Raw genomic sequence first — 14,014 nt, 5'->3', positions numbered from 1 at the left:
GTGAGTAAAATTTGGTATTTTCTAGTTGGCGCATTGCTAGTTGGCTGCGGAGATGATAAGCAAGTTAGCTTTGATGATTTAAGCCCTAGCGAACAAAATAGATATGTCTTAAAATCTGAATATGAGGCACTTGGGGATTATTTTTCGTGGCTTGAGGTGCGTGGTAATAATATCCAAAGTGATGTCCTAGAGATACCAAATGAGCCAAATTTGCTCAAACATAACCTAGAGATTGCAATTCGTGATAATAGGGTTTTATTAAGTGATAATGCTCAGTTGATGCGGCAAAATTTAGAGCTAGCAAAAGAGGTTGAAAGCCAAAAAATAGCTCTAATAAATGCTGATAAAAATGCTCAAAATAACTATAATGAAGCCTTGCAATCTGCGCAAGCTCAGCACCAAGAAAATATCAACGAATTAACAAAAAGAATAAATGAATTACAGGCTCAAAGTATAGAGAGTATCAAAAAATATGAAGAGAAAATTGTAAATTTAGAAAGTAATGTTGATGAGTTAAACTCTAAACTTCAAAAGTCTAAAATCGTAGCTGATGAGATGGTAAAAAATAGCGCTATGAAAGAGAAGCTAGAAAATCAAAATCTTCAAAATAGTAATCAAAAATTAAGTGATGAAATAGCAGCACTTAAGGCACAAAATTTAAAAGCCAATAGTGAGGCTAATAGTAATTTAAGTGCAAAAGAAAAGGAGATAAATACGCTAAAAAAAGAGATAACTAGCAAAAATGAGGAGATAAATCAACTTATGCATTCTCAAACTCTAGCGCTTATTGATCTTCAAAACCAAAATGCTAAAAATGTAAGCGAACTCCAAGCGCAAATCGATAGGCAAAGGAGTGAATATTTTAATGAATTAAATAGTAAAAACTCAGAGATAAAAAAACTAAATTTAACTATAAAAAATATAAATGATAATAAAGAAAAAGAGCTAAAAGAGCTCAAAAAAGATCTACAAAATAGCTATAAAACGACTCAAACTGCAAGCGATAAAAAGATAAAAGAGCAGTATGAAAAGAGTCTAAAAGATCAAAATATGACAATTGCTAGCTTAAATGCAAAACTAGTAAATCAAGAGATTAATTATAAAAAAGAGTTAAAAAATAAAGAAAAAGAGTATAAAGATTCAATAATTGATTTAAGAAAAAAGATTGAATTTAACATAAGAGACGCCAATAAAAGCGCACAAAAAATAGATGAACTAGAGAAAAAAACAGCCAGTAAGGATAAAGAGATAGAACGCTTAAAATCGCAAATTTTAAGCCTAAAAAGCGATATGAATAACACTAAAAAGCTGGCAAATTATGAGCTATTAAACTCAAAAATTACAGACTTAGAGATTAAAAATAGTGAGTTAAACTCACAAATTGCAACTATTATAAAAAAAGCTAAAGATACTATTGAAATGAATAAAAAAGAGCATAGTAAAGAGATAGAAAATCAAAAAAAATATTATGAAGAGCTAATAAAAAATATCAAAACCCAAGAGATAAATAGAGATAATAATGAGTCAGCTTGAGCTTTATCAGCTTGAAAATGGGTATAGATATAATAGCGATACTCTCTTTTTGTATGATTTTATCACAGATAGGATTAGGGGTGAGATTTTAGATGTTGGATGCGGATGTGGGATTTTAGGGCTTTTGGTTGCTCGTGATAGCAGTGTAATCTTAAAAGGTATAGATATAAACCCTATAAATGTACAAATTAGCCAGTATAATGCTAGTGTAAATGGTATTACTGCAGAGTTTATCACAGGAGATTTTAGCGAGTTTAAAAGTGAGATTAAATTTGATTTTATCATATCTAATCCGCCATTTTATCACTTTGGAGTAACAAAAAGCCAAAATAAACATATAGCAAACTCAAGATATAATGACTCTTTAAGTCTTGAGCAATTTTTAGCTGGGGCTAATAGAAATCTAAAACCAAAAGGTGTGCTATATTTTTGCTATGATGCAAAGCAAATTGGATGGATTTTAGTATTATTGGTTAAATTTAAACTAAATTTAACAAAGCTTAGATTTGTCCATTCTAAAAGAGGTCAAAACGCTAAACTAGCACTATTTGAGGCTAAAAAGAGTAGTAAATCTTTATGTGAGATTTTGCCACCTTTGGTGGTTTTTGATGGGGATGAATTTAGCATAGAGACAAAAGAGATTTTTAAAAAAGCAAATACTATAAGTAAGGTTTATAAGTGATAAGGCAAGATGGGTTTAATTATGAGTTTGACTCTAGCAAATGCGATGAGTGCGGTGGTAAATGCTGCACTGGCGAGAGTGGGTATATATGGATTAGTGAAGATGAGATTAGAAGTTTGGGTGAGTGTTTAGGCTATAAGCCAGAGCTTATTAAAGAGATATTTTTAGAAAAATTTGATAATAAGTATAGTATTAAAGAAAAACCATATCAAAATGGCTGGGCGTGTATATTTTTTGATGAGAAAAATAAAAATTGCTCTATATATGAGTATAGACCTAAGCAGTGTAGAACCTTCCCATTTTGGGAGCATTTTAAAAAAAATTATAAAGAGTTGGAGATGGAATGTATTGGCGTAAGGCAGTTATAGCTTTAGCTTTTTTCTTGTGTGGTTGTGGAGTAGGTCAGCCACATTTTAGCACTATTTATGATGTAGAAGATAATAGCGATTTAGAGATTATCAACGCCTATTTGATGGTAGAAGATGGCGAGGTCGCTAAGGCTAGTGATTTATTCTATCAATTATATCAAAAGAGTCAAAATGAGGTCTTTTTAAAAGAGTCTGCTAAACTAGCTTTAAGTGCAAAATCAAATTCGTTATATAAATTAATGGATGAGCTAAAGGGCGATGATGCTCAAACGCTAAGGCTAAAAATCGGTTATGCTTTGTCAATTTATGAACTCAAAGAGGCTAAGCAGCTTGCTAAAAAGTTAATCAAAAAAGATAAAAGTAGCCAAAATTATATTTTATTAGCTAATATCTATGCTTTTGAAGATGATAAAAAGCGTGCTATGGAGCTATATAAAAAAGCCTATGAGATAGACCAAAGCGAAGATAATATGATACGTATAGTTAGCATTTTTAACGATTTCTTAGGCGATAGTGTTGGGGCTACTAAGATTGCAAATGAGTGGATAAATCAAAATGGTTGTGGTCAAAGAACTTGCTATGTCTTGCTAGATTTATACTCAAATTTAGCCGATTTTGATAATATGGTAAAAATTTATGAAAAGTTATATTTAGAAAATGAAGCTAGTCAGTATCTTGTTAATGCGCTTGAGATTTTGCTATATAAAGAGGATTTTAAAGAGGCCAAAAGAGTGCTTAAAAAGTATGAATTTAACGATGATTTGCTTTCGCAAATTTATGCTCAGCTAGGAGAATATAAAGAGGCCTATGCCTTAGCAGAGCAACTCTATGAGTTAACTGATAACAAAGATTATAAAGCCAAAATGGCGATATATAAGTATGAATTTAGCAAAACTAAAAATATAGAACAGATTATAAAGCTTTTTGAAGAGTCTGTTTATGAACTAGATAATTCAGTATATTATAATTATTATGGATATATATTAATCGATCATGATATTAACATCTCTAAAGGTCTTGAACTAGCATTAAAGGCTTATGAGCTAAATCCTAAGTCGCCATATATAATAGACTCAATAGCTTGGGGATATTATAAGCTTAAAAAGTGCGATATGGCTATTGATTGGATCGAAAAAATCGGCGCAGAGTATTTGAAGCAAGATGAATTCAAATCTCATTATAATAAGATTACAAAGTGTATAAAAGGTAAAAAATGATATTAAATCAGATTATTGATAGAACCAAATTTGATCTTGAGAAGCAAAAACAGAAGCTACCATTTAATATATTACAAAAAGCCCTAAGCCACTCACATAGCCCACTTGATCCGCTTAAAAGCCTTAAAGATGGGATAAATATCATAGCTGAAGTTAAAAAGGCAAGTCCTAGCAAGGGAGTTATAAGGGATAATTTTGATCCACTGCAAATAGCTTTGGAGTATGAAAGAGCCGGAGCGTGGGCGATAAGTATTTTATGTGAGCCACACTATTTTTTAGGTAGTATTGAGTATTTGGGATTGGTGCGTAGATTTGTGAATTTGCCTTTGCTTAGAAAGGATTTTATCATAGATAGATATCAGATTGCTCAAGCTAGAATTTATGGTGCGGATATGATTTTGTTGATTGCGAAGGCTTTAGATACAAAGAGCTTAATAGAGTTATCAAATTACGCTAATGAGCTAAATTTAACCGTATTAATGGAAATTCACGATGAAGAAGATTTAGAAAAAGCTTTACAAACTAATGCTAAACTTATAGGGATAAATCATAGAAATTTAAAAACCTTTGATATGGATATGGAGCTTAGCTTAAAGCTAAAAGAGCTTATACCATCAGATAGAGTGGTGGTAGCTGAGAGTGGATTATACTCATATAATCAGATTTTGAGCTTAAATCAAAATGGCATTAGGGGGTTTTTAATAGGTGAGCATTTTATGCGTCAAGATGATATATACCAAGCGGTAATGGATATAAGGGGTGTTAAATGATAGATGAGTTTGCGCCGTGGAGAGCGGAGTATTTTTCTAGACCAAAGGATTGCGAATGTGTCTTTTGTAAGATTGCTAATGAGAATAGAGATAGTGAGAATTTTATGCTATTTAGGGCTAAAAATTGCTTTGGTTTGATGAATAGATATCCATATACCTTGGGCGAATTTATGGTAATTCCATATGAGCATATAGATAATATTGAGAGCTTAGATACTCAAATTTGGTTAGAGATGAGTCAAATAGTCCAAATCGGTGTAGATGTGTTAAAGAGAGTTTTAAATGCTAATGGAGTCAATATCGGTATGAATTTAGGTGCAGCAGCTGGCGCTGGGATAGCTGAGCATATACACTATCATCTTGTCCCAAGATGGCAAAGAGATACAAATTTCATTACAACTATAGGATATACTAGAGTTCATGGAGTTCCGTTTATGGAGCAATTTAAGAGCTTAAAAGATGAATTTCAAAGGCTAAGTTGTGAAAATACTATTTTCGCCAAGTGAGAGCAAAAAGCCAACGCCAAATCCGCTTAAATCGGCTTTGATGGCTATAAATTGTGATAGAGATGAAATTTTAAATAGATATTATGAAATTTTAAATAGCAAAGATGAGAGAGCTTTAAGCGAGATTTTTGGGATTAAAGAGTCTAAAGAGATTGATAAAATAGCGAGTTTATCAGTCCAAAATCTCTATCACAAGGCTGTGCTTTTGTATGATGGTGTGGCGTATGATGCTTTGGATTATCCAAGTTTAGATGAAAAATCAGCTAGATATATTGATGAGAATTTATTGATATTTTCTAATCTTTATGGGGTGTTAAGGGCTGGGGATTATGTTAGATTTTATAAGCTTAAGCAAGGTCAAATGATAGGCGATATAGATAGTGTAAAGTATTATAAAACTAGGCTTAATACCGCTTTAGATGAGTTATTGGGTGGCGATGAGGTATTGGATCTTAGGGCTGGATATTATGATAAATTCTACTCTATTAAATCCCCATATACAACTATGAAATTCCTAAAAAATGGTAGAGCTATCAGCCACTTTGCTAAGCATTATCGGGGGATTATTTTGCGTTATTTGGCGTTAAATGGGGCTAAGAGTTTTGATGAGTTGATGGAGATTAAATTTCCAAATTTAAGTCTATTAAATATTATAAAGACAAAATTAAAATTCGAGTTAATTTTTGAAATTAATGGTGATTAAGATTAAGTTGTTTAAAATAGAGTATAATTTTGTAAATTCAAGGAGATATTTATGAAAATTTTATATAGCAATCAAGCAAATTTTAAAGATGAGTTTAACTCATTAGTCAATCGCTCAAATATGGATATACAAAGTGTAATGCCAATTGTAAATGGTATTATAAATGAGATTAAAGCCCATGGCGATGAGGCATTAAAAACCCAAATAGCTAAATTTGATAAATGGGAAGTAAAAGATAATCTAGCTATAAGCACTGATGAGATGAAAAGTGCTTATGAAGCTTTAGATAGTGAGCTTAAAAACGCCTTAGAAGTAGCATATAAAAGGATAAAATCTTACCACGAAAAACAGGTAGAAAAGTCATGGATAGACTTTGAGCCTAGCGGTGCGCTCTTAGGTCAAAAGGTAACGCCAGTAGATAGAGCAGGGCTATATATCCCAGGTGGCAAAGCCGCATATCCTAGCTCATTGATTATGAATGCAGTCCCAGCTATAGTAGCAGGGGTGAAGGATATAGTGGTTTGTACTCCTGCTGTTGGTGGTGTGGTTAATTCTTTATTGCTTGGTGCTATGCATCTTTTAGGTATTAAAAACGCCTATAAAGTAGGTGGCGCTAGTGCTATAGCGGCTATGGCGTATGGGACTAAGAGTATTAAAAAAGTTGATGTAATTACTGGCCCTGGTAATATCTTTGTCGCAACGGCTAAAAAGATGGTTTATGGCGATGTAAATATAGATATGATAGCAGGTCCAAGTGAAATAGGTGTGATAGCTGATGAGAGTGCTAATCCTACTCACATAGCTATCGATCTATTAAGCCAAGCTGAGCACGATGAGATAGCTAGTAGCTTTTTAATTACTTTTAGTGATGAGTTTGCTACTAAGGTTAATAGTGAAATTCAAAGATTATTGCCAAATTTAAAAAGATATGAGATAGCCAAAGCAAGTATAGATAATAAAGCCGCTATAATCGTCGCTCGTGATATGGATGAGTGTGTGGAATTGATGAATGAGTTGGCTGTGGAGCATTTAGAGATAGCGTGTGATAATGCATATGAGTATCTACCACGCATCAAGCACGCTGGGGCGATATTTTTAGGCCACTATACCCCTGAAGCGATAGGAGACTATCTAGCTGGGCCAAATCACACGCTACCAACAGGCGGTAGCGCTAGATTTTTCTCACCTTTAAGTGTGAGTAATTTCATCAAAAAAAGCTCTATAATCTCTATGAATAAAAGAGCAATTGATGAGCTTAGCAAGGCTTGTATGGCTCTAGCTGATGCTGAAGGGCTAGAGGCTCATAAGCTTTCTGTGGAGTTTAGGGTTTAAATTTTTAGCTATCATGCGTGGCTTGAATATTGATATAGTCATGCTTGATAGCTCCACCATCTAGCCAATAGTGGTTTTTTTCTATAGATATTATTTTTAAACCAGCCTTTCTCATAAGCTCTGTAATCATATCTAAATCATAAAATGTAAAAATCAACCCCCTATGAGTTGGCTCTGTAATCTCATAAATATTCTCACTTAAAGGCTTTGCGTCGATTTTTAGGCTATCATCTTTGCTGATGAAATTTATAAGCATTTTGCCATTTGGATTTAGATGAGATTTGAGTGAGTTTAAAAGATTTAAAACTATATTTGGTGTATATAAATATACTATCTCCCAAAGAAGTATCGCATCAACTCTAATATCTTTTAAAATTTCATTAATATCTCTATTTTTGTTACTATATAGCTCTAGTGTGGCGCCACGGCTATTTATGATCGGCTCTAATCTACTTTTGGCTAGATCAAGTGGCTTTTGATTTAGGTCAATGCCTATTAATCTAGTAGCACCAGCCTTGCTAAAACACTCTAAGTGCCTACCATTAGCACAGCCAAAATCAAGCACACTTTTAAATTTATTCTTAAAAGCAAATCTCACAACAAACTCACTAGGATAAATTCTATCTCCGCTTAATACTAAATCCTCCCAAAAATCAAAATGCTCTTTATAATCATTTACGCTATTTTTCATTAAATTCCTTTTAAATTTCCTTTTAAATTTTTTTGGCTTCTATGATATGCCATGAGTTTATAATCTTGCCATTATCAGTAGTAAATCTCTCGCTATCTATGCTTATAATCTCTAAATTCGCACCCCTATAAATCTCTTTTATATCATCTAAATTTGGGATATAATATAGCATTCCTTTGTGGCTATCACGCTCAATTATAAATGTATCTTTAGCTATCTCTTTGCCATCGCCATATAGTGAGTCATCTTGCGCTCTCCAATTAGCTATCACCTTGCCATTTGGCTTTAATACTTTAGCAAATTGCTTAAAAATATCGCTTATGGCGTAATAGGCATTAGTAAGGGTTATCCCCCAGCAAACCACGCAATCTAACTCATCTTTTATTAGCTCGTTTAATTTTTTGTTTTGATTATTTTGATATAACTCGCATTTGATATTATATTTTTGACATCTTTGCTGAGCTATATCTAGCACTGAACGGTTATAATCTACGCCAATTATATGCTCTAGTCCAGCCCTAGCTATCATCTCTAAGTGCCTTCCATCACCGCAGCCAAAATCCAATATACTATTAAAATCCCTTCTATTAGCATAGATATAGCGAGTCAAATACTCATTTGGATATAGTAGCATTGAGTTAGATATATGTTGCTCCCATAATTTATATGAGCGCTCTTGAGCTTTTATTATCTCATCCATCTATTTTCCTTTTAAAATTTGATATTAATTTTTGCGTGTTTATAAGTGATTGCTCCTTTGAGTTGGTTTGTATTATCGCATAGCCTCTATCCATTATGGTAGAGCCATCTATAACTTTTGGTAGTGTCGAATTAATTTCGCACCTATAATCTATAATCCCTAAGCTATCTTTAAGCAAGTCAAAATCAGCCGCTATCCAGTCGCCTTCAAAATCAAAATAGCGTATTATTGTATTTTTTCTAAATTTTGGCTTGAAGTTATATGGTAGATTTAGGCTCTTATTTATCCACTCTTTTGTAGGATTTATCCCAGTTGTAATCTCTATAAATTTACTTAGATAATGCCCGCTTGGGCGAGTAGATAGCTCTATGATAAATGCTCTATTATCTTTGGTTATTATATCAGCGTGTAATAAACAATTATCTATATTTAATTTGGTTATTATATTTTGGATATAGCTACTTATAGATGGAATTTCATCTATGCTAATATACCCTATAGCCTGTCTATATGGGAGTGGGGTTAATAGCTTTTGTCTTAATAAAATATGATGAAATGCGCCATTGATAATAACAGCGTCAATCCCATACTCTAAGCCATCTATAAACTCTTCGATTAAAAAATCCATTTTAGTAAATTTAATATTTTTAGCGATATTTTTAAGCTCATCAAGATTAGAAATAACTATCGTATCTTTGCTACCACTGCCAAATCTTGGCTTGATTATTAGTGGAAATTTAATCTTATTGCGGTTTAAATTTGGATCAAATATATCAAATTTTATATCTCTTAAAGAGCCTAATCCCTCATTATCTGCTAAAGCAGTAGCAAATTTGAGCTTATCAGTACAAATATCTGCCATTTTATAACTAAAACCATTTAGATTATAATAGTCATTTAAAGCACCAATAGTATTAAGACATCTGCCAATTGGTACAGGTAAAATTACTACTGGTATTAATCCATCACGCTCTAAAATTGCTATTATTTTATTTGGATTTGAGATATCCTCGTTATATGATATATCAGCTTCTTTAAGTCCTGGAGCTGTAGGATTAATATCAAAGGCAACAACTCTTAGTCCAAGTTTTTTAGCATAAGCTATAGCAATTAAGCTTTCACTACTAGCACCAATAAGCAAAGCCACAGGGATTTTATCCACGAATTTCCTTTAAATTTTTGTGGCGAAATTATATCTTAAACTTATTAAATTTACCCCTAAATTAGGTGAAAATTAAGCTAAATTTAGTTAAAATTTAAAATAATAAAGTAAGGAGTATCAAATGAAGATAAATGACTATTCAAATAGTATGCAAAATTACTATTTAAACAATGCTCAAAATAGTGCTAATAAAGCCTTGGATAATATCTCAGCAAATCGTGCTATTAGCGGTAGTGATAGTGCTAATATGGTTATCGCTAATACACTTTTAAGCAATGCGAATGCCATCTCTCAAGGCGTTAACAATGCAAATGACGCAATTGGTGTTTTACAAATTGCTGATGGAGCATTACAAAATTTAACAAATAGTGCTGATAGATTAAATGAACTATCAATTCGTTCAAATAGTCTAGCTATGGATAGTAACTCAAGAGCTGCTATTACAAAAGAGGCTCAAGCGCTTAAGACATCTATGCAAGATATGCTAAATTCAACTAGCTTTAATGGTCAAAATATATTTGGTTCGACTATGAACTTTCAAACTGGTAGTTCTGCAACTACAATATCGCTAAATAGTCCAAATATTAGCTCAATTGATATTAGCTCTCAAGATAGCATAGCTGCTTTTAAGGATAGCGTTAATGCTATGAGAGCTGATATCGGTAGCACTCAGCAAGGGCTTTTAAGCAATATCAACTCTTCTATCACAGCATCAAATTCAGCCAAAGCTAGTGAATCACAGCTACAAAATAACGATGTAGTAAAAAATTTAAGCGATCTAAATAGATCAAATTTACAGCTCAATAGCACAACATTAGCTGCTGCTCACAATATGACTTTACTAGCTCAACAAGTATCAACACTTCTAAGATAGATAAAGATAGCCAAATTTGGCTATCTTATATCATATATTCTATATTTTCTATTTCGCCATTAATTAGCTTATATATTACAGATTTTAGCTCAAAATATTTTGGAGTATTTGGAGTAAATTTAGGATTTTGTAGCTCTTTAATTATCTTTCCAGCATGCAAAATCACAATTTTATCACCTAAAAGTATAGCCTCATCAATATCGTGAGTTACAAATATCACTTGCTTATTTTTAGTTAATTCTTTAAGCTCGGTTTGTAAATTTGCTCTAACAACTGGGTCTAAAGCACTAAAAGGCTCATCTAAAAATAGCACCTTTGGATCAAGAGCTAAAGCTCTAGCAATCGCAACTCTTTGGCATTGGCCGCCACTTAGGCTATTTGGATATAAATTCATCTTATCTTTTAACCCTACTAGGCTTAGATATTTTTTGGCTATGTCATCTATTAGTTTTTTATTCTTTAAGCCAGAACACTTTAGAGCAAATTTGATATTATCAAGCGCAGTAAGCCATGGCATTAAGCAGTAGTGTTGCATTATTATCTGACGCTCTTTGGAGTTTGGAATTTGAGATTTAAAGCTCTCGTTATCAAATTTAATCTCACCACTATCAAAGCTTTCAAGAGAGCTTAAAATTTTCAATATTGTGCTTTTGCCGCTTCCGCTAGAGCCTAAAAGTACGCAAAACTCACCATTATTAATCTTTAAATTTATATCATCTAAAACGCAAATATCGCCAAATGATTTTCTAAGATTTTTAATTTCTATCATAGCCATATCTCCTTGATACTACTTTTTCTATATATCCAAATATAGTATTAATTATCATACCAATGATACCTATAGTAATAATTGTAGCTATTAATATATCTATTCTTAATTGATTTCTACTATCGATAATCATATATCCAAGTCCAGTTTGAGCCCCTAACATTTCTCCTACGACTAGATTTATCCAAGCAAGAGCTGCGGCTAATTTAAGGCTAGATATAAGAGATAAAAAACTAGATGGTATGATAACTCCAGTGAAAATTTGCAATTTAGAAGCACCAAAATTTTTAGCTACTACTATTAGTTGGCTAGGTAGATCTTTTATGGCTTTTGTAGATAATAATACCATAGGGAAAAATACTGAATATGCTATAATAAATATAGTTGGTAAATCTCCAATTCCAAATATTATTAAGATAATTGGCACCCATGCAATTGGCGAGATAGGACGCAAAATATTAAATAGCGGATCAAAGGCGCTAGCAAATTTTGGATTAAACCCAAATATAAAACCAATTATAACCCCAAAAATAACGCCCAAAATAAGCCCAATACCATATCTATATAGCGAATCTATAATTCCAATTTGTAAGCTATTATTATCTATTATTAGCCTAAATGCGTCTAAAACTTGCATAGGCGATGGAATTAGCTCAGAGCTAAATATATGCCATATTAATATAGCAAAAGCTAAAACTATACTTTGATAAATATATTTCATACTTGCTCCACTAAATAACTATCTATATCTAAATTTTTTAGCCCATCATTTGCTAAATTTTGAGATATCAAAAACTCTTTTAGGTTTATTAGATCTTCTTTATTTATCTTTAAATCGCTATATGATACGATTTTTTCACCGATTATTTTATTTATGATATCTGCATCTTGAGCTAAAATTTTTGATCCTATAGTAGCAGCTTCACTATGGTTTTTTTCTATAAAATTTGCTGCTAATTTAAATGCTTTAGTTAGCTGATTTGCTATTTTGGAATTTGCTAACTCGCTAGAATAATTAAGCAAACAGCATATATGATTTGGCACTACATCTTTGCTTAAAATTAGATTAACAGCACCTCTTTTTACGGCTAATTGTCCAAAAGGCTCAGCAACGATATATCCATCAATTCTATTTGTTAACAAGGCAAAAGGCATCTCAGTAGGTGCCATATCTACTAAATTTACTTTTATATTATTCTTGCTTAAAAGCTTGTGTAAGATATAGTAGTGGCTAGAAAATCTAGATGGAATTGCTATATTTTTGCCTTCTAATTCATTGATTGTCTTAATGCTGTTATTTACCACCAAAGATGAGCCGTTTTTGTGTGCGGCCATAATGGCTTTGATATCTACGCCACTACCTTTTAGCATAAGCCCAAGCGGAGCTAATAGAAACGCCCCATCAACTGCTTTAGCCCTTAGAGCCTCGCTCAAATCCGCCCAATTAGCAAATTTAATAGGAACAATATCAAACTCATCACTACTAAAGATATCTTTAGCGATTATAATCAAATGATCGCAAATCGGCAGATATCCTATCTTAATACCTTTTTTAAATTTAGAATTTGCCACACTCTTAGTCGCACTAAGAGCCAAAAAACCAGCTAAAAATCCAAGTGCATATCTTCTATTCATATCTTATCCTTTTTATAATTTTTCTCGCCATGATTTTATGCAGCCACGCCCAGCATCTACTTGAGCTATCTCTTTTAAAAGGTGCTTTATGCTAGGAGTTACTATAAGGACGAAATTACCCTCTCTTTGGAGTCTTGCTACATGAGACTTCTCAAAATACCCCTTAGCACCACAAAACAACACCGCAGCGCTCGTGACCTTTTGAGTTAGTAGTGAGCCATTTAACCTAGCTTTTAAAACCCTAATTGGCTCTATATTTTTGATATTTTCTGATATAAGCTTAATCTCATTTAAAAGACTGTTAAATTCGCCCCTTAACTCATCTAAATTTATATTTAGATATGAGTTTATATCAGCGTGAGTTTTGTTTGATTTTTCTATCTCATCTAAGGCTGCTTTTATGATTCCAGCTGCTATACCTGTTTGTAAGAGTATAAATCCAGGAGTTATTTTGATTAGATACTCATAGATATTAGTGTCTAAAATATCGCTACTAGCTAAAAAATAATCTTTTATAGCCACGCTTTTTGTAGCTGAGCCCTCAAGTGCGGCGTATTTGATATTTGATTTTAAAGTAGCATTTTTGCCAACTCTTATTACGCCCATTACAGGCTTATCATCTTCATCTAAGGCTATAGCGCCAAATACGCTATCTTCAGTGATATTTGATACCCATGGTAGATTGCCATTTATGATATATCCGCCTTCTACTTTTGTAGCTTTGAGATGATTTTTCTCAATCCCAGCAAAGGCCTTCATAGGATTTGATAGTGCCGTTCCACCTAGAATTTCACCGCTATATAGTTTTGGTAATAGCTCGTTTTTTAGCTCTTGATTATCGCTATTTATTAAGTAGTAGATAATCGCAAATTGGCACCACATGCAAAATCCACTAGTTCCACAAATATTTGAAATTTTCGCTATATTTTCTATAGCTTTGTATATATCGCTTCTAGTTTTTAAAACAGCGAAATCACCATTTTGAGCTATCTGTTTTAATAACTCTTTTGGGTAAATTCCATCTTTATCTATAGAGTGTGCTAATTCTGCTAATTTTTGTAGTGCCATTTTT

General features: G+C 32.6%; 16 protein-coding genes. 9 read left to right on the top strand and 7 right to left on the bottom strand.

The annotated features are described in order from the left end of the window. The 8 genes from CIGNP85_RS03495 to hisD are packed head-to-tail and all read left to right on the top strand — an operon-like array spanning position 1 to position 7,111. Positions 1 to 1,533, top strand: coding sequence for a hypothetical protein (locus CIGNP85_RS03495; RefSeq protein WP_086244717.1), 1,533 nt, complete (start codon positions 1 to 3; stop codon positions 1,531 to 1,533). Beyond that, positions 1,520 to 2,215: a tRNA1(Val) (adenine(37)-N6)-methyltransferase gene (locus tag CIGNP85_RS03490; RefSeq protein WP_086287008.1), complete on the top strand. Its 696-nt coding sequence runs from the start codon at positions 1,520 to 1,522 to the stop codon at positions 2,213 to 2,215. The genes CIGNP85_RS03495 and CIGNP85_RS03490 overlap by 14 nt, the downstream gene beginning before the upstream one ends. Next, a complete protein-coding gene (locus CIGNP85_RS03485) occupies positions 2,215 to 2,583 on the top strand; it encodes a YkgJ family cysteine cluster protein (RefSeq protein ID WP_086287027.1) in 369 nt (122 codons plus the stop codon). Before CIGNP85_RS03490 ends, CIGNP85_RS03485 begins: the two co-directional genes overlap by 1 nt. Beyond that, positions 2,559 to 3,800 (top strand): tetratricopeptide repeat protein, encoded by a 1,242-nt coding sequence (locus tag CIGNP85_RS03480; protein ID WP_086287006.1) that lies wholly within the window; start codon positions 2,559 to 2,561, stop codon positions 3,798 to 3,800. Before CIGNP85_RS03485 ends, CIGNP85_RS03480 begins: the two co-directional genes overlap by 25 nt. Then, positions 3,797 to 4,570 carry an indole-3-glycerol phosphate synthase TrpC gene (trpC, locus tag CIGNP85_RS03475; protein WP_086287004.1) on the top strand — a complete coding sequence of 258 codons (774 nt, stop codon included), beginning with the start codon at positions 3,797 to 3,799 and terminating at the stop codon, positions 4,568 to 4,570. The genes CIGNP85_RS03480 and trpC overlap by 4 nt, the downstream gene beginning before the upstream one ends. Continuing rightward, positions 4,567 to 5,076 (top strand): HIT family protein, encoded by a 510-nt coding sequence (locus CIGNP85_RS03470; RefSeq protein ID WP_086227176.1) that lies wholly within the window; start codon positions 4,567 to 4,569, stop codon positions 5,074 to 5,076. The genes trpC and CIGNP85_RS03470 overlap by 4 nt, the downstream gene beginning before the upstream one ends. Then, positions 5,051 to 5,779 carry a YaaA family protein gene (locus CIGNP85_RS03465; RefSeq protein WP_086287001.1) on the top strand — a complete coding sequence of 243 codons (729 nt, stop codon included), beginning with the start codon at positions 5,051 to 5,053 and terminating at the stop codon, positions 5,777 to 5,779. The genes CIGNP85_RS03470 and CIGNP85_RS03465 overlap by 26 nt, the downstream gene beginning before the upstream one ends. Before the next feature lie 51 nt (positions 5,780 to 5,830). Further along, complete coding sequence (gene hisD, locus CIGNP85_RS03460) at positions 5,831 to 7,111, top strand: histidinol dehydrogenase (RefSeq protein ID WP_086286998.1); 1,281 nt, start codon at positions 5,831 to 5,833, stop codon at positions 7,109 to 7,111. 4 nt (positions 7,112 to 7,115) lie between these two features. Here hisD and CIGNP85_RS03455 read toward each other — a convergent pair whose 3' ends face one another. The 3 genes from CIGNP85_RS03455 to CIGNP85_RS03445 are packed head-to-tail and all read right to left on the bottom strand — an operon-like array spanning position 7,116 to position 9,664. Beyond that, entirely contained in the window at positions 7,116 to 7,802 is a 687-nt protein-coding gene (locus CIGNP85_RS03455) for a class I SAM-dependent methyltransferase (RefSeq protein ID WP_086268461.1), read from the bottom strand. A gap of 22 nt (positions 7,803 to 7,824) precedes the next feature. Then, the gene (locus CIGNP85_RS03450; protein ID WP_086268460.1) at positions 7,825 to 8,502 is read right to left on the bottom strand and encodes a class I SAM-dependent methyltransferase; all 678 of its coding nucleotides are present in this window, start codon (positions 8,500 to 8,502) and stop codon (positions 7,825 to 7,827) included. Continuing rightward, positions 8,495 to 9,664 (bottom strand): ATP-grasp domain-containing protein, encoded by a 1,170-nt coding sequence (locus CIGNP85_RS03445; protein ID WP_179187361.1) that lies wholly within the window; start codon positions 9,662 to 9,664, stop codon positions 8,495 to 8,497. The genes CIGNP85_RS03450 and CIGNP85_RS03445 overlap by 8 nt, the downstream gene beginning before the upstream one ends. Positions 9,665 to 9,785: 121 nt before the next feature. Between CIGNP85_RS03445 and CIGNP85_RS03440 the strand changes: the two genes are divergently transcribed. Beyond that, positions 9,786 to 10,538: a flagellin gene (locus CIGNP85_RS03440; protein WP_086286995.1), complete on the top strand. Its 753-nt coding sequence runs from the start codon at positions 9,786 to 9,788 to the stop codon at positions 10,536 to 10,538. Between the two features lie 25 nt (positions 10,539 to 10,563). On the opposite strand, the gene CIGNP85_RS03435 is transcribed toward CIGNP85_RS03440, so the two are convergent. Genes CIGNP85_RS03435 through CIGNP85_RS03420 form a run of 4 tightly spaced genes read right to left on the bottom strand, consistent with a single transcriptional unit; the run spans position 10,564 to position 14,010 of the window. Further along, positions 10,564 to 11,307, bottom strand: a complete 744-nt coding sequence (locus tag CIGNP85_RS03435; RefSeq protein WP_086224663.1) for an ABC transporter ATP-binding protein — start codon at positions 11,305 to 11,307, stop codon at positions 10,564 to 10,566. Beyond that, positions 11,294 to 12,028: an ABC transporter permease gene (locus CIGNP85_RS03430; RefSeq protein ID WP_086234375.1), complete on the bottom strand. Its 735-nt coding sequence runs from the start codon at positions 12,026 to 12,028 to the stop codon at positions 11,294 to 11,296. The genes CIGNP85_RS03435 and CIGNP85_RS03430 overlap by 14 nt, the downstream gene beginning before the upstream one ends. After that, a complete protein-coding gene (locus tag CIGNP85_RS03425) occupies positions 12,025 to 12,942 on the bottom strand; it encodes an ABC transporter substrate-binding protein (RefSeq protein WP_086286993.1) in 918 nt (305 codons plus the stop codon). The genes CIGNP85_RS03430 and CIGNP85_RS03425 overlap by 4 nt, the downstream gene beginning before the upstream one ends. 12 nt (positions 12,943 to 12,954) lie before the next feature. Beyond that, a complete protein-coding gene (locus tag CIGNP85_RS03420; RefSeq protein ID WP_086286990.1) occupies positions 12,955 to 14,010 on the bottom strand; it encodes an acyl-CoA dehydrogenase family protein in 1,056 nt (351 codons plus the stop codon). Positions 14,011 to 14,014: the final 4 nt, after the last annotated feature.

Source organism: Campylobacter sp. P0085, from assembly GCF_002139495.1.
Classification (GTDB): domain Bacteria; phylum Campylobacterota; class Campylobacteria; order Campylobacterales; family Campylobacteraceae; genus Campylobacter; species Campylobacter devanensis.
Note: the sequence above shows the minus strand (reverse complement) of the source record. Positions and strands in the feature narration are given on the sequence as shown.

Bases quoted from the DNA above. Each gene is read 5' to 3' on its own strand.
- CIGNP85_RS03440 (WP_086286995.1), top strand. From the start codon at position 9,786: ATGAAGATAAATGACTATTCAAATAGTATGCAAAATTACTATTTAAAC.
- trpC (WP_086287004.1), top strand. From the start codon at position 3,797: ATGATATTAAATCAGATTATTGATAGAACCAAATTTGATCTTGAGAAG.
- CIGNP85_RS03435 (WP_086224663.1), bottom strand. From the start codon at position 11,307: ATGATAGAAATTAAAAATCTTAGAAAATCATTTGGCGATATTTGCGTT.
- hisD (WP_086286998.1), top strand. From the start codon at position 5,831: ATGAAAATTTTATATAGCAATCAAGCAAATTTTAAAGATGAGTTTAAC.
- CIGNP85_RS03450 (WP_086268460.1), bottom strand. From the start codon at position 8,502: ATGGATGAGATAATAAAAGCTCAAGAGCGCTCATATAAATTATGGGAG.
- CIGNP85_RS03480 (WP_086287006.1), top strand. From the start codon at position 2,559: ATGTATTGGCGTAAGGCAGTTATAGCTTTAGCTTTTTTCTTGTGTGGT.
- CIGNP85_RS03455 (WP_086268461.1), bottom strand. From the start codon at position 7,802: ATGAAAAATAGCGTAAATGATTATAAAGAGCATTTTGATTTTTGGGAG.
- CIGNP85_RS03470 (WP_086227176.1), top strand. From the start codon at position 4,567: ATGATAGATGAGTTTGCGCCGTGGAGAGCGGAGTATTTTTCTAGACCA.
- CIGNP85_RS03425 (WP_086286993.1), bottom strand. From the start codon at position 12,942: ATGAATAGAAGATATGCACTTGGATTTTTAGCTGGTTTTTTGGCTCTT.
- CIGNP85_RS03490 (WP_086287008.1), top strand. From the start codon at position 1,520: ATGAGTCAGCTTGAGCTTTATCAGCTTGAAAATGGGTATAGATATAAT.
- CIGNP85_RS03420 (WP_086286990.1), bottom strand. From the start codon at position 14,010: ATGGCACTACAAAAATTAGCAGAATTAGCACACTCTATAGATAAAGAT.
- CIGNP85_RS03430 (WP_086234375.1), bottom strand. From the start codon at position 12,028: ATGAAATATATTTATCAAAGTATAGTTTTAGCTTTTGCTATATTAATA.